General features: G+C 60.4%; 16 protein-coding genes. 14 read left to right on the forward strand and 2 right to left on the reverse strand.

Annotated features, from left to right (window positions below; translation table 11 throughout):
* Positions 1-180: 180 nt before the first annotated feature.
* The 14 genes from GPL81_RS25740 (at position 181) to ureC (ending at position 13,509) form a co-directional block, all read left to right on the forward strand.
* Entirely contained in the window at positions 181-969 is a 789-nt protein-coding gene (locus GPL81_RS25740; RefSeq protein WP_160108998.1) for an ABC transporter ATP-binding protein, read from the forward strand.
* Positions 966-1,913, forward strand: a complete 948-nt coding sequence (locus GPL81_RS25745) for an ABC transporter substrate-binding protein (protein ID WP_160108999.1) — start codon at positions 966-968, stop codon at positions 1,911-1,913. The genes GPL81_RS25740 and GPL81_RS25745 overlap by 4 nt, the downstream gene beginning before the upstream one ends.
* Positions 1,910-2,920, forward strand: coding sequence for a FecCD family ABC transporter permease (locus GPL81_RS25750; protein WP_160109000.1), 1,011 nt, complete (start codon positions 1,910-1,912; stop codon positions 2,918-2,920). The genes GPL81_RS25745 and GPL81_RS25750 overlap by 4 nt, the downstream gene beginning before the upstream one ends.
* 325 nt (positions 2,921-3,245) lie before the next feature.
* Positions 3,246-4,511 carry an urea ABC transporter substrate-binding protein gene (gene urtA / locus GPL81_RS25755; protein WP_160109001.1) on the forward strand — a complete coding sequence of 422 codons (1,266 nt, stop codon included), beginning with the start codon at positions 3,246-3,248 and terminating at the stop codon, positions 4,509-4,511.
* 161 nt (positions 4,512-4,672) lie between these two features.
* Positions 4,673-6,175, forward strand: a complete 1,503-nt coding sequence (urtB, locus tag GPL81_RS25760) for an urea ABC transporter permease subunit UrtB (RefSeq protein ID WP_160109002.1) — start codon at positions 4,673-4,675, stop codon at positions 6,173-6,175.
* Positions 6,175-7,269: an urea ABC transporter permease subunit UrtC gene (gene urtC / locus GPL81_RS25765; protein ID WP_160109003.1), complete on the forward strand. Its 1,095-nt coding sequence runs from the start codon at positions 6,175-6,177 to the stop codon at positions 7,267-7,269. The genes urtB and urtC overlap by 1 nt, the downstream gene beginning before the upstream one ends.
* The gene (gene urtD / locus GPL81_RS25770; RefSeq protein ID WP_160109004.1) at positions 7,266-8,138 is read left to right on the forward strand and encodes an urea ABC transporter ATP-binding protein UrtD; all 873 of its coding nucleotides are present in this window, start codon (positions 7,266-7,268) and stop codon (positions 8,136-8,138) included. The genes urtC and urtD overlap by 4 nt, the downstream gene beginning before the upstream one ends.
* Before the next feature lie 130 nt (positions 8,139-8,268).
* Positions 8,269-8,967, forward strand: coding sequence for an urea ABC transporter ATP-binding subunit UrtE (urtE, locus tag GPL81_RS25775; protein WP_096513640.1), 699 nt, complete (start codon positions 8,269-8,271; stop codon positions 8,965-8,967).
* A gap of 30 nt (positions 8,968-8,997) precedes the next feature.
* Positions 8,998-9,837: an urease accessory protein UreD gene (locus tag GPL81_RS25780; protein ID WP_160109005.1), complete on the forward strand. Its 840-nt coding sequence runs from the start codon at positions 8,998-9,000 to the stop codon at positions 9,835-9,837.
* Between the two features lie 139 nt (positions 9,838-9,976).
* Positions 9,977-10,279, forward strand: a complete 303-nt coding sequence (ureA, locus tag GPL81_RS25785) for an urease subunit gamma (protein WP_096513642.1) — start codon at positions 9,977-9,979, stop codon at positions 10,277-10,279.
* Positions 10,280-10,288: 9 nt separating this feature from the next.
* Positions 10,289-10,822 (forward strand): GNAT family N-acetyltransferase, encoded by a 534-nt coding sequence (locus GPL81_RS25790; RefSeq protein WP_160109006.1) that lies wholly within the window; start codon positions 10,289-10,291, stop codon positions 10,820-10,822.
* 6 nt (positions 10,823-10,828) lie between these two features.
* Entirely contained in the window at positions 10,829-11,362 is a 534-nt protein-coding gene (locus tag GPL81_RS25795; RefSeq protein ID WP_160109007.1) for a GNAT family N-acetyltransferase, read from the forward strand.
* A complete protein-coding gene (locus GPL81_RS25800; protein WP_160109008.1) occupies positions 11,362-11,667 on the forward strand; it encodes an urease subunit beta in 306 nt (101 codons plus the stop codon). Before GPL81_RS25795 ends, GPL81_RS25800 begins: the two co-directional genes overlap by 1 nt.
* Positions 11,668-11,808: 141 nt before the next feature.
* Complete coding sequence (gene ureC / locus GPL81_RS25805) at positions 11,809-13,509, forward strand: urease subunit alpha (RefSeq protein ID WP_160109009.1); 1,701 nt, start codon at positions 11,809-11,811, stop codon at positions 13,507-13,509.
* A gap of 45 nt (positions 13,510-13,554) precedes the next feature.
* Here the strand turns inward: ureC and GPL81_RS31570 are convergent, their stop codons facing one another.
* Together GPL81_RS31570 and GPL81_RS31575 are read right to left on the reverse strand one after the other, a co-directional pair.
* The gene (locus tag GPL81_RS31570; protein ID WP_246218986.1) at positions 13,555-15,504 is read right to left on the reverse strand and encodes an NEL-type E3 ubiquitin ligase domain-containing protein; all 1,950 of its coding nucleotides are present in this window, start codon (positions 15,502-15,504) and stop codon (positions 13,555-13,557) included.
* An 82-nt stretch (positions 15,505-15,586) separates the two neighbouring features.
* A complete protein-coding gene (locus GPL81_RS31575; protein ID WP_246218987.1) occupies positions 15,587-18,745 on the reverse strand; it encodes a dermonecrotic toxin domain-containing protein in 3,159 nt (1,052 codons plus the stop codon).
* Positions 18,746-18,747 lie beyond the last annotated feature (2 nt).

Consider the following 18,747-nt stretch of genomic DNA (forward strand, 5'->3'; position numbering starts at 1 on the left):
AACAGGCGAGATGCGCGGGGCTCAAGGGACTGTAAACTCCCCCGCGCGTCACCCTGGCAAATCCGGTTTTCCTTTCGGGCCCCATCGCTGGCAAGCCAGCTCCTACAGGAACTTCACGCCCCCTGTAGGAGCTGGCTTGCCAGCGATGGGGCCATCAGCAACACCCCCAAGAGCAACTGCATGCCCTCGCTGAACCTCACAAACCTCACCTGGTCCCCCCTGGGCCATGGCCACTGCCATCACCAATTCCAGCTGCGTAATGCTTCGCTGCACGTGGCCGCCGGTGAGTTCGTTGGCCTGATCGGCCCCAACGGCAGCGGCAAGACCAGCCTGTTGCGTTGCGCCTGGCGCTTCAACAAACCGGAGAGCGGCGAGGCCAGGCTCGATCATCACAACATTTGGAAGCAATCTTCGCGCTGGTGCGCGCAACGTATCGCCGTGGTGTTGCAGGAGTTTCCCGATGCGTTTGGCCTGACCGTCAGCGAGGTCGTTGCCATGGGGCGCACGCCGCACAAGGGGCTGTTCGACGGCGACACCGTCGAAGATCGAAACCTTGCGACAAAGGCGATTGAATCCGTCGGGCTCAAAGGCTTCGAAGACCACGCCTTCTCCACCCTTTCCGGCGGAGAAAAACAGCGCGTGATCCTCGCCCGCGCCCTGGCCCAGCAACCGCAACTGTTGATCCTCGACGAGCCGACCAACCACCTCGACCCGCGCTATCAGCTTGAGCTGCTGCGGTTGGTCAAGCGCCTGAAGATCGGCACCCTGGCGAGCATCCATGACCTGAATCTGGCCGCCGCCTTCTGCGATCGGCTGTACGTGATCAACCACGGTCGCATCGTCGCCAGCGGCGCGCCAAAAGAAGTCCTGACCGCCGCGCTATTGCGCAACGTGTTTGGCGTCGAAGCATTGATCGATGAACACCCCTTGCACGGCTACCCACGAATCACCTGGATAACCCGATCATGATTTTGCGTTCCCTGCTGTACGTTTCCCTGTTGCTGGGCAGCACCCAGGTGCTTGCCGAGGCCACGCACTACCCGTTGACGATTCAGAGCTGCAATCGCGAAGTGACCTTCCAGCGAGCGCCGAAACATGCGGTCAGCCACGACATCAACATGACCCAGATGATGCTTGCCCTTGGCCTCAAGCCGCAGATGGCGGGATACAGCGGCGTGTCTGGCTGGAAGTCGGTGACGCCGCAAATGCACAGCATCCTCGATGGCTTGCCGGAACTGGCGGCCAAGTACCCCTCGGTGGAAACCCTGCTCGACGCCAATGTCGATTTCTTCTTCGCCGGTTGGGACTATGGCATGCGCGTGGGCGGCGATCTCACGCCACAGACCCTGCAGCCACTGGGTATCAATGTGTATGAGTTGACCGAGTCCTGCGCCTTTGTGATGAAGCGCCCCCCGGCGACGCTGGAAGACACTTACAACGACCTGCGCAACCTCGGGAAAATTTTCGACGTACAGGATCGCGCCAACACCTTAATCAGCGAGATGCAGGCGCAGGTCGCCGGAATCCGCAAAGGCCTGCCTGCCGAAAAACCCCGGGTGTTTCTGTATGACAGTGGCGAAGACCGGGCCATGACTTCGGGTCGCCTGGGCATGCCGCAAGCGCTGATCGATGCGGCGGGCGGACGCAATGTGCTCGACGATGTCGAAGCGAGCTGGACCCGCGTTAACTGGGAAAGCGTAGTCGAGCGCAATCCGCAGGTGATCGTGATCGTCGATTACGGCGAAGTCACTGCCGAACAAAAAATGCAGTTCCTGCTGGATAACAAGGCGCTGCAATCTGTCGATGCGATCAAGCACCAACGCTTCATCGTCATTCCCTACGTACAGGCCACGCCGGGGATCGATAACGTACTGGCGGTGCAAACGCTGGCCAAAGGCTTCCACGGCGGATGATCAATCGTCGCTACGCCTTGTTGCTAATCGCTCTCGGTGCGTTGTTGCTGGTGTCCTGCGTGGTGTCGCTGGGTTTCGGCCCGGCGCGGGTGCCGGTGGACGTAGTGTGGCGAATTCTGCTGCACAAGCTGTTCGGTTTCGGCGTACCCGACTGGAGCGCCGGGCAGGAACACATTGTCTGGCTGATCCGCGTGCCGCGCATGTTGCTGGGCGCGCTGGTGGGCGCCGGATTGGCGCTGATCGGCGCGGTGCTGCAAGCGGTGACGCGCAACCCGCTGGCCGACCCGCATTTGCTCGGGGTCACGTCCGGCGCGACGTTGGGCGCGGTCATCGTAGTGCTGCATGTCGGCGAAATCGTCGGCCTGCTGACCTTGCCCATCGCCGCCTTCATCGGCGCATTGTCGAGCATGCTGGTGGTGCTGATGATCGCCAGCCGGCACGGTCGCCTGGACAGTGATCGTCTGCTGCTGTGTGGCGTGGCGGTATCGTTCGTGATGATGGCGATTGCCAACCTGCTGCTGTTTCTCGGCGATCACCGCGCCAGCTCCGCGGTGATGTTCTGGATGCTCGGCGGGCTCGGGTTGGCGCGTTGGGAATTGCTGGCAGTGCCTGCTGCCAGCGTACTGCTCGGACTGGTGTTGCTGCTGGGTATGGCGCGCTCGCTGAATGCCTTGATGGCGGGTGAGCAGACCGCCGTGACGCTGGGACTGAACGCCCGGACGGTGCGGTTGTGGGTGTTTGTCATTGCCTCGCTGATGACCGGGGTGCTGGTTTCCATCAGCGGTTCGATTGGTTTTGTCGGGCTGATGGTGCCGCACATTGCGCGGCGATTGGTGGGTGCGGAACACCGTCGATTACTGCCCGCGTGCGTATTGCTCGGCAGCGTGTTTCTGGTGTGGGTGGATGTCGCGGCTCGAACCATGATCGCCCCTGAAGACCTGCCCATCGGCGTAGCCACCGCCGCCATCGGCGGCCTGTTCTTCATCGGCCTGATGCGCCGCCGCTGACTCACACAAATCAAAACTGTAGGAGTGAGCCCGCTCGCGATTACGGTGTGCCAGACCCTATAAATGGAGACTGTCACACCATAATCGCGAGCAGGCTCACTCCTACAATGGGCCAGTGCTGCTCACAAACTTCGCGCCCCAATGTGGCGCAGCACTGCGCACCAACGCGCCAGGCGCGTCCCTTCATGGTGCGCCACCAACCCGCGCAACCGCTCTAAACCGACATTTCCCTGCCTTTTCCCGACCGGGCACAGCCCTTGCTAAAGACCCTTCAGCTGTCCGCATCTGCCAACCAGAAAAATTAAACGTTCATGGAGATCGCACAATGAAGCGTCGCAGTTTGATCAAGGCTTTCACACTCTCGGCAAGCATTGCCGCGATGGGCATGACCTGGACTGTCCAGGCTGCCGAGACCATCAAGGTCGGGATTCTGCATTCGTTGTCCGGGACCATGGCGATCTCCGAAACGTCGCTCAAGGACATGGCCTTGATGACCATCGACGAGATCAACGCCAAGGGCGGCGTGAACGGCAAGATGCTGGAGCCGGTGGTGGTGGACCCGGCGTCGAACTGGCCGCTGTTCGCGGAAAAGGGTCGGCAGTTACTGACCCAGGACAAGGTCGCGGTGGTGTTCGGTTGCTGGACATCGGTGTCGCGTAAGTCGGTGTTGCCGGTGTTCGAAGAACTCAACGGCCTGCTGTTCTACCCGGTGCAATACGAAGGCGAAGAAATGTCGCCGAACGTGTTCTACACCGGCGCCGCGCCGAACCAGCAAGCGATCCCCGCCGTCGAATACCTGATGAGCGAAGAAGGCGGCAGCGCCAAGCGTTACTTCCTGCTCGGCACCGACTACGTCTACCCGCGCACCACCAACAAGATCCTGCGCTCGTTCCTGCATTCCAAAGGCGTGGCCGACAAGGACATCGAAGAGGTCTACACCCCGTTCGGTCACAGCGACTATCAAACCATCGTGGCCAACATCAAAAAATTCTCGGCCGGTGGCAAGACCGCTGTGATCTCCACGGTCAACGGTGACTCCAACGTGCCGTTCTATAAAGAACTGGCCAACCAGGGACTGAAGGCCACCGATGTACCGGTGGTGGCGTTCTCGGTCGGTGAAGAGGAATTGCGCGGTATCGACACCAAGCCGCTGGTGGGCAACTTGGCGGCATGGAACTACTTCGAGTCGGTGGAGAACCCGGTGAACAAGAAATTCGTCGATGACTGGAAAGCCTACGCGAAGAAACACAACTTGCCGGGCGCTGACAAAGCCGTGACCAACGACCCGATGGAAGCCACCTACGTCGGCATACACATGTGGGCCCAGGCGGCGGAAAAAGCCAAGTCCACCGACGTCGACAAAGTCCGCGAAGCCCTTGGAGGCCAGACGTTTGCCGCACCGTCCGGCTACACCCTGACCATGGACAAGACCAACCACCACCTGCACAAGCCGGTGATGATCGGCGAGATTCAGGCCGATGGGCAGTTCAACGTCGTGTGGCAGACCGAAGGGCCGATCCGTGCCCAGCCGTGGAGCCCGTTTATCCAGGGTAACGACAAGAAGCCGGAGTATGCGGTGAAAAGCAACTGAGTCACTGGATGTCGGGTGTGAACACCGTGCTCATGCCCGACACAATTCCCTGTGGGAGCTGGCTTGCCAGCGATGGCATCACCTCGGTACATCAGACACACCGGGTCGCCTGCATCGCTGGCAAGCCAGCTCCCACAATGTCCGCGTCAAGGCGATCATCTATGCCCAGTGCCTTTTACCGACTTGTTCTTACCATCGCACTTTTGCTGCCGATGGCCACTTTCGCCAGCGACGCCGAAGACTTCGTCGCCGCCAACCCCACACAGCAAGCCAAGCTGCTGGAAACCTGGGCCGCGCAGCCCAACCCGGCGCGCATCGAACTGATCAACGCCCTGCAACAAGGCGAGTTGACCATCGATGGCCAGCCGAAAACCCTGCGCCTGAACAACCGCCTGCGGGGCCTGATCGACACCGCGCTGGCCAGCCATCAATTGCTCGTCGCCGACGCAAAAATCCGTCTGGCCGCCGCGCAGCAGTTACAAAAAAGCGCAAAACCCGCGCAGCTGAAATTCCTCGACCAGCAACTGTCTGGTGAGAACGATGAAAGCGTCCACGCCGCCCTGAGCCTGGCCCTGGCCAATCTGCAACTGGCGGACACGGACCCCGCCGTTCGCCTCGCCGCCGTGCGCCTGCTCGGAGAAACCGGCGATCCGCTGGCCCGCACCCGCCTCGAAAGCCTGTTGCAACCCGGCGTGGAAACCGACACCAACGTGCGCACCGCCGCCGAAACCAGCCTCGCTCAAGTCAAACGCAAACTGCTGATCGGCGAGCTGCTCGGCCAGGCCTTCAGCGGCATGTCCCTCGGTTCGATCCTGCTGCTCGCGGCGCTGGGCCTGGCGATCACCTTCGGCCTGCTCGGCGTAATCAACATGGCCCACGGCGAGATGCTGATGCTCGGCGCTTACTCGACCTACGTGGTGCAGCTGATGTTCCAGCGTTTCGCGCCACAGGCCATCGAGTTCTATCCATTGATCGCATTGCCGGTGGCGTTTTTCGTTACTGCCGGGATCGGCATGGTGCTGGAGCGTACGGTGATTCGTCACCTTTACGGCCGTCCTCTGGAAACCCTGCTCGCCACCTGGGGCATCAGCCTGATGCTGATCCAGTTGGTGCGTCTGGTGTTTGGCGCGCAGAACGTCGAAGTGGCCAACCCGGCCTGGCTGTCGGGCGGGATTCAGGTGCTGCCCAATCTGGTATTGCCGTACAGCCGAATCGTGATCATCGCCTTCGCACTGTTTGTGGTCGTCCTCACTTGGCTGCTGCTGAACAAGACACGCCTGGGCTTGAACGTTCGCGCGGTCACCCAGAACCGCAACATGGCGGCGTGCTGCGGTGTGCCGACCGGCCGCGTCGACATGCTTGCCTTCGGCCTTGGCTCGGGGATCGCCGGCCTCGGTGGCGTGGCGCTGAGCCAGATCGGCAACGTCGGTCCGGACCTCGGCCAAAGCTACATCATCGACTCGTTCCTGGTGGTGGTGCTAGGTGGTGTCGGGCAACTGGCCGGTAGCGTATTCGCCGCTTTTGGTCTGGGCATTGCCAACAAGATCCTCGAACCTGCGATCGGTGCCGTGCTCGGCAAAATCCTCATCCTCGCGCTGATCATTCTGTTCATCCAGAAACGTCCGCAAGGCCTCTTCGCACTCAAAGGACGGGTGATCGACTGATGAACCAGCCCCTGCTCGTTACCGCGACACAGAAAGCCGGCCCCAAAGCCACGATTGCCGTCGGTGTTGTAGCCCTCGTTTTACTGCTGGCGCTACCGCTGCTGTCGTTGTTGTCTCCCGATAGCACGCTGCATGTCTCGGCCTACACGCTGACCTTGGTGGGCAAAATCCTCTGCTACGCCATCGTCGCCCTGGCGCTGGATCTGGTCTGGGGCTACGCCGGCCTCCTGTCCCTCGGCCACGGCCTGTTCTTCGCCCTCGGCGGTTACGCCATGGGCATGTACCTGATGCGCCAGGCTTCGGGCGATGGCTTGCCGGCGTTCATGACGTTCCTGTCGTGGACCGAACTTCCCTGGTACTGGACCGGCACCCAAAGCTTCCTCTGGGCCCTATGCCTGGTGGTGCTGGCGCCGGGATTGCTGGCGCTGGTGTTCGGCTTCTTCGCCTTCCGCTCGCGGATCAAAGGCGTGTATTTCTCGATCATGACCCAAGCCCTGACCTTTGCCGGGATGCTGCTGTTCTTCCGCAACGAGACCGGGTTCGGCGGTAACAACGGCTTCACCAATTTCCGCACGATTCTCGGTTTCGGCATCACTGAACCGGGCACGCGCGCGGTGCTGTTTTTCGCCACGGTGCTGTTGCTGGTGGCGAGTCTGTTGATCGGCTGGCGTCTGGCGCAGAGCAAATTCGGCCGAGTCCTGACGGCACTGCGCGATGCGGAAAACCGGCTGATGTTCTGCGGCTACGATCCGCGTGGTTTCAAGCTGTTTGTCTGGGTATTGAGCGCAGTGTTGTGCGGCTTGGCCGGTGCGCTGTACGTACCGCAAGTCGGGATCATCAACCCGAGTGAAATGTCCCCGACCAACTCCATCGAAGCCGCCGTGTGGGTTGCCCTGGGTGGTCGCGGCACGCTGATTGGCCCCTTGCTTGGCGCCGGCGTGGTCAATGGCATGAAGAGCTGGTTCACCGTGGCCTTCCCCGAATACTGGCTGTTTTTCCTTGGGGCGCTGTTCATAGTCGTGACCCTGTACCTGCCCAAAGGCGTGATCGGTCTGCTGAAGAAACGGCCCTATGAAAAGAGAGATGAATCATGAGAGTCACTGCCACGGCTGAATTCATGCTCGAACCGGCATTCTTTCCGCCCCTGGAGCCCAACCGCGATGCCGGTACCAGCCGCGATACGATCGGCCTCGGCCAGCGCGTCGGCAAAGGCCTGAACACCCGCCACGGCACCCTGCTGACCCTGGAGGACATCAGCGTCAGCTTCGATGGCTTCAAGGCACTGAACAATCTGAATCTGTACATCGGCGTCGGTGAATTGCGCTGCATCATCGGCCCCAACGGCGCTGGCAAGACCACGTTGATGGACGTCATCACCGGCAAGACTCGCCCCAGCCACGGCAAAGCCTGGTTCGGCGAAACCCTGGATCTGACGCAAATGAGCGAAGTGCAAATCGCCCAGGCCGGCATCGGCCGCAAGTTCCAGAAGCCGACGGTGTTCGAAGCCCTGAGCGTGTTCGAGAACCTGGAACTGGCGCAGAAAACCGACAAGTCGGTGTGGGCCAGTCTGCGGGCGCGGCTCAATGGCGAACAACGGGATCGCATCGCCGAGGTGCTGCACACCATTCGCCTGACCTCTTCGGTCAATCGCCCGGCTGGCCTGCTGTCCCATGGTCAAAAGCAGTTTCTGGAGATCGGTATGTTGCTGATGCAGGACCCGCAACTGTTGCTGCTCGACGAACCGGTGGCGGGCATGACCGACGCCGAAACCGAGTTCACCGCCGAACTGTTCAAGAGCCTGGCGGGCAAGCATTCGCTGATGGTGGTGGAACACGACATGGGCTTCGTCGGCTCGATTGCCGACCACGTCACCGTGTTGCACCAGGGAAGCGTGCTGGCGGAAGGGTCACTGGAGCAGGTGCAGGATAACGAGCGAGTGATCGAGGTATACCTCGGTCGCTGAGTCTGCGAACAAAAAACCTGTAGGAGCTGGCTTGCCAGCGAAAGCGGTGAGTCCGTTGACATATTTTTCTCCTGAAAGGACGCCTTCGCTGGCAAGCCAGCTCCTACAGGGGATTGAGGGGATTTTGAAAATGCTGCAAGTCGACAAACTGCACCAGTACTACGGTGGAAGCCACATCCTGCGCGGCCTGACGTTTGACGTGAAGGTCGGTGAAGTCACCTGCCTGCTCGGGCGCAACGGCGTGGGCAAGACCACTCTGCTCAAGTGCCTGATGGGTCTGTTACCGGCGAAAGAAGGCGCGGTGAACTGGGAGGGCAAACCGATCACCACGTTCAAGCCGCATCAGCGGGTGCATGCCGGGATCGCCTATGTGCCGCAGGGCCGGGAAATCTTTGGCCGGCTGACCGTGGAAGAAAACCTGCTGATGGGCCTGTCGCGGTTTCCCGGCTCCGAGGCCAGGGAAGTCCCGGCGTTCATCTACGAGCTGTTCCCGGTGTTGCTGCAAATGAAACAACGGCGTGGCGGCGACTTGTCCGGCGGCCAGCAACAACAGCTGGCGATCGGCCGCGCACTGGCCAGCCGTCCACGCCTGTTAATCCTCGACGAGCCCACCGAGGGCATCCAGCCGTCGGTGATCAAGGAGATCGGCGCGGTGATCAAGAAACTCGCGGCCCGTGGCGACATGGCGATTCTGCTGGTTGAACAGTTCTACGACTTCGCCGCCGAACTGGCTGACCAGTATCTGGTGATGTCCCGTGGCGAGATCGTGCAGCAGGGTCGCGGTAAAAATATGGAAGCCGAGGGTGTGCGCGGTCTGGTTACGATTTAATCTGTAGCAACCTAACGATAATTAAAAACCATGAATTCACCTGCCTCCACAACGCTGTTCACCCCCAGCTGGCACGCCGAACTGGAACTCGGCTACGCCCGCTTCGGCGACAGCACGCGCCCGGTCCAGCGCCGCCACCTCGGACCCTTGCGCGTGCAGAAGCATTTGTATGCCGAGGGTCCCGAAGTCTGCCAGCACATCATCGTCCATCCGCCTGGCGGGATTGCGGGTGGTGACCGCCTGGACATATCGGCCAGTGTCAGCCGTGACGCCTGGGCACAGATCACCAGTCCCGGCGCAGCCAAGTGGTATCGCGCCGCCGGCCCCGCTTATCAGCACTTGAAATTGAAGGTGGCGGCGGGTGCGACACTGGAATGGTTGCCCCAGGAGACGATCGTTTTCAGCGCGGCGCAGGCGCAACTCAGCACCTCTATTGACCTTGAAGGCGATGCCCGGCTGTTCTACTGGGACGTGGTAGCACTGGGCCGCCCTGCCAGCGGCGAGCGCTTCGACCTCGGGCATTTTCAGGCGCACCTGGATATCAGCCGTGATGGCCGGTTGCTCTGGCATGAGCGCCAGCGCATCGTCGGCGATGACGGCTTGCTGGACTCGCCGATCGGGCTGGATGGTCAGCCGGTGTTTGCGACGTTGCTGGTGACTGGCGAGATTGATAGTGAACTGCTGGAACAGTGTCGTTCGCTACCCCATGACGTACGTGGGGATTTGACGCAGTTGCCGGGGTTGCTGATTGCCCGATGCCTGGCCAGCGAAGCGCTGTTGGCGCGCGGCTGGTTGATTGAAATATGGCGATTGCTCAGGCCTGCATTGCTCGGCCGAGAAGCAGTCCCTCCCAGAATATGGAGCACCTGACACCGATCCCCTGTAAGAGCTGGCTTGCCAGCGAAGCTTTTTGGCGTCTGTACAGACGCCTTCGCTGGCAAGCCAGCTCCTACAGGTCATGTATTCACACATTGAATGATTTTTTAACTGCCGAAACTGGATTTCTACGATGGACCTCACCCCACGCGAAAAAGACAAGCTGCTGATCTTCACCGCCGGCCTCGTGGCCGAGCGGCGTCTAGCCCGCGGCGTGAAACTCAATTACCCGGAAGCCATGGCCTACATCAGCGCCGCGCTGCTCGAAGGCGCCCGTGATGGCCAGACCGTTGCGCAACTGATGCACTACGGCACCACCCTGCTCAGCCGTGAACAAGTGATGGAAGGCATCCCGGAAATGATCCCGGAGATCCAGGTGGAAGCGACTTTTCCCGATGGCACCAAACTGGTCACCGTCCACCAACCGATCGCCTGAGGCCACGCCATGACTTACACCATTCGCGACGCGGTACACGCCGACCTGCCGGCAATCCGTGACATCTACAACGACGCCGTGCTCAATACCACGGCAATCTGGAACGAACAGGCTGTCGACCTCGGCAACCGCCAGGCCTGGTTCAGCGCACGGCAGTCCCAGCGCTATCCGATCCTGGTGATCGTCGACGATGAGAACAACGTGCTGGGCTACGCTTCATTCGGCGACTGGCGACCTTTCGATGGTTTCCGCCACACCGTCGAACATTCGGTCTACGTGCGCAACGACCAGCGCGGCAATGGCCTGGGCCCGAAACTGATGGATGCCCTGATCGAGCGTGCCAGGGACTGTGGCAAGCACGTGATGGTTGCCGCCATCGAAAGCGGCAATGCGGCGTCCATTCGTTTGCACGAGCGCATCGGTTTCGTAACCACCGGACAAATGCCCCAGGTGGGCACCAAATTCGGCCGCTGGCTGGACCTGACCTTTATGCAACTGACCCTCAATCCGGGTGCCGAGCCACCGACCGCCAACAAGGAGTGATCGCCGATGAACCCCGCCCAACTGCGCCGCGTCAACGTTGAAAGCTTTGCGCACTACCGTCAGGGACTGATTGACCTGCTGCTCGATGCCGTCGGCTACGGCGCCAGCGTGGGCTTCATGGCGGACCTCGATGCCACCCAGGCCCGCGCGTATTTCGATGAAGTTCAGGAGAACCTGAACAAGGGCAATGTGTTGCTGTGGGTGGTGGTCAAGGATGAACAGGTGCAGGCCAGCGTGCAGCTCGGTTTGTGCCAGAAAGCCAATGGCCTGAATCGCGCCGAGGTGCAGAAGCTGCTGGTGCGCGAGCACGCGCGGCGGCGCGGCCTGGGTCAACAATTGATGACGGCGCTGGAGCAGGCCGCCCTGCAACACAAGCGCGGCATGCTCTACCTCGACACCGAGGCCGGCTCCCCCGCCGAAGACTTCTACAAGGCGTTGGGTTACACCCGCGCCGGTGAAATCCCGGATTACGCCTGCGATCCGAGCGGCCGCTACAAACCGACCGCCCTCTATTACAAGATTCTCCAAGGAGCCCATTGATGATTCCCGGTGAATACCAGATCCAGCCCGGTGAAATCGAACTCAACGCCGGCCGCCGCACGATCAGCCTGACGGTAGCCAATAGCGGCGACCGGCCGATTCAGGTCGGCTCGCACTATCACTTTTTCGAAACCAACGACGCCCTGACCTTCGACCGCGCCGCCAGCCGTGGCATGCGCCTGAACATCCCCGCCGGCACCGCCGTGCGTTTTGAACCGGGGCAAAGTCGCGAAGTCGAGCTGGTGGATCTGGCGGGGCATCGGCGGGTGTTTGGCTTTGCCGGCAGGATCATGGGAGACCTTTAAGTTTCATGGTGTATGCCCTGGCCCCTTCGCGAGCAGGCTCGCTCCCACAGTTGATCGCATTCCCCTGTGGGAGCGAGCCTGCTCGCGAATCTGTGAGTGAAGCGAACAGTCTCAAACTCAATTGAATCTCAAGGCGAACGAATGAAGATTTCCCGTCAGGCCTACGCCGACATGTACGGCCCCACCGTCGGCGACAAGGTTCGCCTGGCCGATACCGAACTGTGGATCGAGGTCGAAAAGGACTTCACCACCTACGGCGAAGAAGTGAAATTCGGTGGCGGCAAAGTCATCCGCGACGGTCAGGGCCAGAGCCAGTTGCTTGCCGCGCAAGTCGTCGACACCTTGATCACCAACGCGCTGATCATCGACCACTGGGGCATCGTCAAGGCCGACGTCGGACTCAAGGACGGACGCATCGCCGCCATCGGCAAGGCCGGCAACCCGGACGTCCAGCCCGATGTGAACATTGCCATCGGCGCCAGCACCGAAGTCATCGCCGGCGAAGGCATGATCCTTACCGCCGGCGGCATCGACACCCACATCCACTTCATCTGCCCGCAGCAGATCGAAGAAGCCCTGATGAGTGGCGTCACCACCATGATCGGCGGCGGCACCGGCCCGGCCACCGGGACCAATGCCACCACCTGCACCTCGGGCCCCTGGCATCTGGCGCGCATGCTCCAGGCCGCTGATGCTTTCCCGATGAACATCGGCCTCACGGGCAAGGGCAACGCCAGCCTGCCGGAGCCGCTGATCGAACAGGTCAAGGCCGGCGCCATCGGTCTAAAGTTGCACGAAGACTGGGGCACCACCCCGGCGAGCATCGACAACTGCCTGAGCGTGGCCGATCAGCACGACGTTCAAGTGGCGATCCACACCGACACCCTTAACGAGTCCGGCTTCGTCGAAACCACCCTCGCCGCCTTCAAGGGCCGCACCATCCATACCTACCACACCGAAGGCGCGGGCGGTGGTCATGCACCGGACATCATCAAGGCCTGCGGTTTTGCCAATGTGTTGCCGAGTTCGACAAACCCGACCCGACCGTTCACCCGCAATACCATCGACGAACACCTCGACATGCTGATGGTCTGCCACCACCTGGACCCGAGCATTGCCGAAGACGTAGCCTTTGCCGAAAGCCGCATTCGCCGCGAGACGATTGCCGCCGAAGACATCCTCCACGACCTCGGCGCGTTCTCGATGATCAGCTCCGACAGCCAGGCCATGGGCCGGGTCGGTGAAGTCATCACCCGCACCTGGCAGACTGCCGACAAGATGAAGAAACAACGCGGCCCGTTGCCCGGTGACGGTGCTGGTAACGATAACTTCCGCGCCAAACGCTACATCGCCAAGTACACCATCAACCCGGCGATCACCCACGGCATCAGTCACGAAGTGGGTTCGGTCGAAGTGGGTAAATGGGCGGACCTGGTGCTGTGGCGCCCGGCGTTTTTCGGGGTCAAGCCAACGCTGATTCTCAAGGGTGGGGCCATTGCGGCCAGCTTGATGGGCGATGCCAATGCGTCGATTCCGACGCCGCAGCCTGTGCACTACCGTCCGATGTTCGCCAGTTACGGCGGCTCGTTGCATGCGACCAGCCTGACCTTTATCAGCCAGGCGGCGCAGGAAGCGGGTTTGCCCGAAGCATTGGGTTTGAAGAAGAAAATCGCCGTGGTCAAAGGTTGTCGCGATGTGCAGAAAACCGACTTGATCCACAACGATTACCTGCCACACATCGATGTAGACCCGCAGACCTATCAGGTCAAGGCTGACGGGGTGTTGTTGTGGTGCGAACCGGCGGATACCTTGCCGATGGCGCAACGGTACTTCCTGTTCTGAAGGAAACGCCCGGCCCCCATCCACCGATGCGGGCCGGGCGTTCGATCAAACCCGAGCGTCTGCATCCCCCTCGACCGTGAACGGAATTTCCGCACGCTGCAATCTGGCGCGCTGTATGGCATCGCCAGTCAGTTTGCCGATCAGTGCTTTTTCTTGCACGGCGATGGCTTCCATGTCGGCGTAATACTGTGCATCGCTCATGACCGTTCCGGGCCTTATCTCACTGTCGGGTTTGCCCAGAAGCCTTGCCAACCGCACCACTTCCCCGCGCCAGTAAATCTTGTGCACGGCTGAATCACTGTCGACCCAGGCTTGTTGCGCTGCCTGCAAGTCCAGTGAAATCTCAGCCTTGGCGCGCAAGGCATTGAGCGGCTCCGGGTTCGATCGCATGATGAAGTTGACCCAAAAGGGTTGTTCGAGGATCCGTTCCTGAAGCAGTGCACCCTTCTCCTTTTCCAGTACCCGATCATGGGCGCGCTGAATCATCGCGGGCGTAACATCAGGCTCCCGGAACATCATTTTCCGGGATTGCCAGGGTAGTTCCAGGCGCTGCGCCAATCGCGTGGGGTAGATCATATGAATCTCCACCTCATCGATATCCCGAATGACATGCCCGCTGGCATCACGACGGGGGACTGCCATCCCCTGTTCATCGTACCGGGGGAACTGACGCCCCTGACCCAGCAGCTCGTCGATACGCTCTCGGGCGATCCTGCCCAGTTCGTCCAGGCGCGATTTGCCCCGGGCCAATTCCAGCAACGCGGTTTCAACCAGATCGTGCGCACCCAGTTCATACGCCTGGAAAATCAACACTTCCAGGCCCATGGCGTTAAACAGTTGCGCTCCAGCATCGACACAGGTGGTTGGGGCTGCGGCCATGCGAAAGAGTACTTCACGCAGCGTGCTGTTCGCGGCTGCCGCCTCAATCATGTCCCACACCTTGCTGCACAGTTCGGCTTTCGCTGCTTCTTCTGTCGCGAGGGCATCAGCGGATTGCGCCAGCTTCCTCAACTCGCTGAAGAACGGCTCGGAGCCATGCTCATCTTCGAGTCTCTCCCAAACATCCTGTTTAGCTTGCCATTGCTCGTTGGATAAGCCGGCCTTCCATTGAATACTGTCCAGTATGCCTCGGGGTGGATACGGTCGGTCCGGCTCCAGCCCTACCGACTGACGATAGTCCCTGACAAGTTGCAGATTCTGCTCGGAAATATAGCGAGGCTCATGACTGATGATCGTACGCGCTACCACCTGCGCATCATCCGATCCGGGTGCCACCTGTGGAATGTGTTCAAGCACATTGCCACCCAAATCCAGGTTAAACGTACGGCCTCGATATTGATCGAACACACCCACAGGCCAGGTATTGAGACCGGTATCGGCCAACAGCAGGATATTCAGGTCCGGCATCTGCCCTATGTCCGGAGCCAGCCTCAACGGGTTGCCCTCCAGCCCAAGGAACTGCAACTGCGTCAGACCACGCAATCGGGCAACGGCCGGCGCGTCCAGTTCGATCAGGTTGTCGGACAGGTCTAACTCTACAAGGCGCCTCATGTGACTCAACGGCCCAGGCAACTCGAACAAACCGTTATCGCTCAAGTTCAAGCGACGCAGGCGGCGGAAATGGCGTAAAAACCCATCGATTTCAACGTCAATCCCTGCCCCCGATAAATCCAGATGGGTGACATGATCGAAATTGGCCGTCAACGGCGGCAACTCATCGAGTTGCCCCTGAAGATCCACGCCGGATAAATCAATGAATTGGCCCTGGGGCTGGCCATTGATATCAAGGTCAATCTCACCGGTGCGCTGCCAGGCTTTCTTGAGAGCGTTGATGATCGTTAGTCGTGCTTGTCGCTGCCGGACAAAGTCCGCCGTCCGGCGCACAGCCGGTGGCACACCGTCCATTTGCGTCCGTTGCCAGTTCTGCAACGTGTGATTGAGTTGCTTGAACTCACGCTCGCGGTTCTTCAGGATCGTCTCTTGCCGGTCCCCCATACTCTCGATAAACGCATCGAGTTCAGCCGGTGACAGTGACGGATAGAGTGTGCGAACCCGTTCCTCGACAATGCGCTCCCACTCACTGGTTCGAGGGATCGCTCAGGGGGTAGCCAATACGCTCGCCCGACAAACGCATCGGCGGCTTGTAAAAGAGTCGCTGGCGAGGCTGCATCTTCAGCAGCGGACGTAGCTGCTCGGGGCCCAATTGATGTTCGAGGATTTTCGCCTTCAACTGCGCCCCCTGCGCAACCTCGGGCAGTCCGATGGCCAGCCGCTGCCGGTCAGGCAAGGCGTGCTGGATCGAAGCGTAAAGACCATCGATACCGTGCAAGTGCTCATCCCGGTCATTGCGAGCCTCATAGAGGCCGTCGCCCACCCGCACCAGCACCTTGCGCTCGTTGGCATTCTCGGCACCGACACTGGCGCGCAGCTCACCCTCCAGCCAGCCGTCCCGTACTTCGAGGCGGATATCGTCCACCCAGCCAGGCAGGTTTTTCAAAGAATTGAGCGCCAGGATTTCGCTGTCTTTGTCGACCAGGGCATCGAGATACAACCCCTCGTAGGCCCTGCAAAGACGCATTTGCTGTTGCAACCGCCGCGCGCCCTCGGCCAGACGTAACGGAATGCGCCTGTCGGCGTTCAGGGTCGCTAGTTCGGCGGGGGTTGCGTCTGCCAGTAGCTCCTGAATCATTGGCGTGGGCAAGCGGCTGAAGTCGCGCTGCACCACGGCAACCGCCGCGTCGGCCGGCGGTTGTTGATCGGCGTAGAGACTGCTCGTCAAGCGGGCCCTGTCAGTGATCGCACGCTGTTGCAGTTTTTTGCGCAAGGCGCTGATGCGTTCCTCTGGCGTTCTCGGCGTGTAGTGGGGCAACAGCGCTTTGATTTCCGCTTCGTTCAGGGACGCGATGATGCGTTCAGGCAACTGGCCGTGCATCAGCTCCGATCGGTTGACTTTGAGGTCGTCTGCCGACGCGGCAACGGGGTTGCCGTACCTGACCGAAGGCCCACTCAAACCGTCCCCCGAAAAAGCCTCTATCGCCCTGCTCGACGGCCACCCCGGCAACTCGACAGCCAGAGAGGCAGCGTAGCTGCACAGTTCACTGGTGAGTGAGCCGTTGCCGATGCCCTCGGCGACCTTTACCGCAGCGCCATGGGCCCTGAATTTTTTCAGGGTGTCGAGCAGGATTGCCGGGAACGGCTCACTCTGGGCATGCAAGCGGCGCAGCACATCGGCGCCAATATCACTGACACGCCGTATCTGCTCCAGCTCGACATCGCTGAAACCGTCTGCCACCGGGCCGAGTCGGCGCATCAGTGCTGCGCCTTCCCATGTGTGAGGGCGTTCCAGTTCATGGCGCCACGCACCTGCACCGTTATGCTCAAGTTCAGGGGTATAGGCGTCAGGTCGGGTTGGATGCTGAATTCGGTACTGGCCGCTGTCCGGGTCCTGCCTGACTTGATACACGTCACCGTCAATGGGCAGGACTGTCTGCCCGTTATGAGCATAGAGCCCCAACTCATCCGGCCTGGCTTCGGATGCCAGCGTGATGCGGGTCTTGTACGGCGAAAGGACCGGATTCCACAGTTTTTGCTCACCGCTGGCCAGGGTGACAGGTTTAAGACTGTCCACCCTTGGCGAGAGCCGGACCGCCGGCAGCACCTTCGCTCCAACACCGACAAACGCCACATTCAGCGCCACACTGGAAAAATGTGCCCACATTTCCCTCGTGTCACCTTGCTCGTACGCCTCGATCCCCTCGAAGGCGTCATCGAGCATTTGCGCGGCGCCTACCGCCAGCATGATCGGCCCCAGCCCCGGCACGACAAAGGCCGCCAGGTTGAACACGTTGATCACTGCATCCAGATAACTCGCCAGCCTTTCCTCCCGGGCCTTGCGATCTTCATCGCCAGTAGGCACGGCCACCATTCGCGCGTCGGTATACAGCTTGTCGATTGTCTTCAGACGCTGTTGCTTCCAGGGATCGCCCTTGATGTACGCCTCTTCCAGCACCAATTTCGCAGGTCTGGACTGCAATGGATAATCTACCTGTGAGCCGAGTTTCGAGGGGTTGTACAGCTTATTGAACTGCGCGAAAAAAATACCCTGCTGTCGCATGGGCACAAACTGACTGAAGAAGCGCCGATAGGCAGCACTGTGCAAGCGAGTGCGCAGGTCTGCCATGAAGTCGGCGCTGGAGGCATATTCTTTCAACGGTTGCTGCGGATCGTTGGGCAAATACACCGCCAGACGCTCGATCCGTTCAGAGTCCTCGCGCTTCGGCCCGATCAGCAACGGTCCCACCAGTTCGATGCCAAACACCTTCAATGTCGCAAAGGTCACCGGCCTGTCGTCCAGCGTCACGTCGCGCTCGCGGGCGAGCGCTTTTTGAAGCATCCGGTAGACGTCTTGACTGATACCCGACGCAACCTGAAGGCTGCCCGGTCTGATTGCAAAATGCTGCCAGGCGATTTCGGTGCTCACCGCCAGCTGCTGCCGCTGGTGTTCCTCCAGTTGCCGCTCCAGCGCCGTGCGCTCGTCGGCATCATCCGGCTGCACGATATCCTTGATGTGTTTCTGATACAGCGCCCCGAGGTCCAGGTTGCGACAAAGCCTGGCGAAGTCATGGGGGGCAATCGGCTTGCCCTGAGAATTGATTGCCGAAAACGTTGGAACGATTTCGCCGCCGTAGTTGCTCCAACCGGTAATGACTTGGCAGTCGTTGCACACCAGTGGCTTTTCTTCGTCAGGTTCGAAGTTGGCCAATGCGGCCTCGAGCAAAGAGATTCCCCGGTATTCGTAGGTCAGATCCGGATTTTTTTGTTGATCGAAAACCAGCACACCAAAAAAATCGTCCCGCCGTTTGAAGCTGTACTTACGGGCGAGGTAGGTGTTTCTGACATCCAGGTCCAGCTTGAACTGTGCCTTGATCGCGTCTTTGAGTGGCTGCTCGGCAAACTCGAAAACATCCTTGATGCTGCCAAGCCTCGTGTCGATCTGGTTCAAGGTTTCGCGGTAGCGCGTGTGACTGGCGGCCAGAGCCGTTTTCTGTTCAAGCGTGGCGGTCCGGTACCAGGCGGGAAGTTGCAGCTCGTGGTTGCCAATTTCAGCCTGGCGTTGCACAGAGGCGTCGGTGAACCAGGCGGGAATGTGATCTTTGAGAAAGTCGTAATGAACACCCCGAAGATCGCTGGTGAAAGTGCCTAAGGATGTGGAGGGTGATGTAGTTGATTCAGGCATTG

Origin of the sequence: Pseudomonas izuensis, assembly GCF_009861505.1 — a bacterium.
In the GTDB taxonomy this organism is placed as follows: Bacteria; Pseudomonadota; Gammaproteobacteria; order Pseudomonadales; family Pseudomonadaceae; genus Aquipseudomonas; species Aquipseudomonas izuensis.

Excerpts from the sequence above, each read along its gene's own strand:
- GPL81_RS25740 (WP_160108998.1), top strand. The coding sequence starts at position 181 with ATGCCCTCGCTGAACCTCACAAACCTCACCTGGTCCCCCCTGGGCCAT.
- GPL81_RS25745 (WP_160108999.1), top strand. The coding sequence starts at position 966 with ATGATTTTGCGTTCCCTGCTGTACGTTTCCCTGTTGCTGGGCAGCACC.
- GPL81_RS25750 (WP_160109000.1), top strand. The coding sequence starts at position 1,910 with ATGATCAATCGTCGCTACGCCTTGTTGCTAATCGCTCTCGGTGCGTTG.
- urtA (WP_160109001.1), top strand. The coding sequence starts at position 3,246 with ATGAAGCGTCGCAGTTTGATCAAGGCTTTCACACTCTCGGCAAGCATT.
- urtB (WP_160109002.1), top strand. The coding sequence starts at position 4,673 with ATGCCCAGTGCCTTTTACCGACTTGTTCTTACCATCGCACTTTTGCTG.
- urtC (WP_160109003.1), top strand. The coding sequence starts at position 6,175 with ATGAACCAGCCCCTGCTCGTTACCGCGACACAGAAAGCCGGCCCCAAA.
- urtD (WP_160109004.1), top strand. The coding sequence starts at position 7,266 with ATGAGAGTCACTGCCACGGCTGAATTCATGCTCGAACCGGCATTCTTT.
- urtE (WP_096513640.1), top strand. The coding sequence starts at position 8,269 with ATGCTGCAAGTCGACAAACTGCACCAGTACTACGGTGGAAGCCACATC.
- GPL81_RS25780 (WP_160109005.1), top strand. The coding sequence starts at position 8,998 with ATGAATTCACCTGCCTCCACAACGCTGTTCACCCCCAGCTGGCACGCC.
- ureA (WP_096513642.1), top strand. The coding sequence starts at position 9,977 with ATGGACCTCACCCCACGCGAAAAAGACAAGCTGCTGATCTTCACCGCC.
- GPL81_RS25790 (WP_160109006.1), top strand. The coding sequence starts at position 10,289 with ATGACTTACACCATTCGCGACGCGGTACACGCCGACCTGCCGGCAATC.
- GPL81_RS25795 (WP_160109007.1), top strand. The coding sequence starts at position 10,829 with ATGAACCCCGCCCAACTGCGCCGCGTCAACGTTGAAAGCTTTGCGCAC.
- GPL81_RS25800 (WP_160109008.1), top strand. The coding sequence starts at position 11,362 with ATGATTCCCGGTGAATACCAGATCCAGCCCGGTGAAATCGAACTCAAC.
- ureC (WP_160109009.1), top strand. The coding sequence starts at position 11,809 with ATGAAGATTTCCCGTCAGGCCTACGCCGACATGTACGGCCCCACCGTC.
- GPL81_RS31570 (WP_246218986.1), bottom strand. The coding sequence starts at position 15,504 with ATGGGGGACCGGCAAGAGACGATCCTGAAGAACCGCGAGCGTGAGTTC.
- GPL81_RS31575 (WP_246218987.1), bottom strand. The coding sequence starts at position 18,745 with ATGCCTGAATCAACTACATCACCCTCCACATCCTTAGGCACTTTCACC.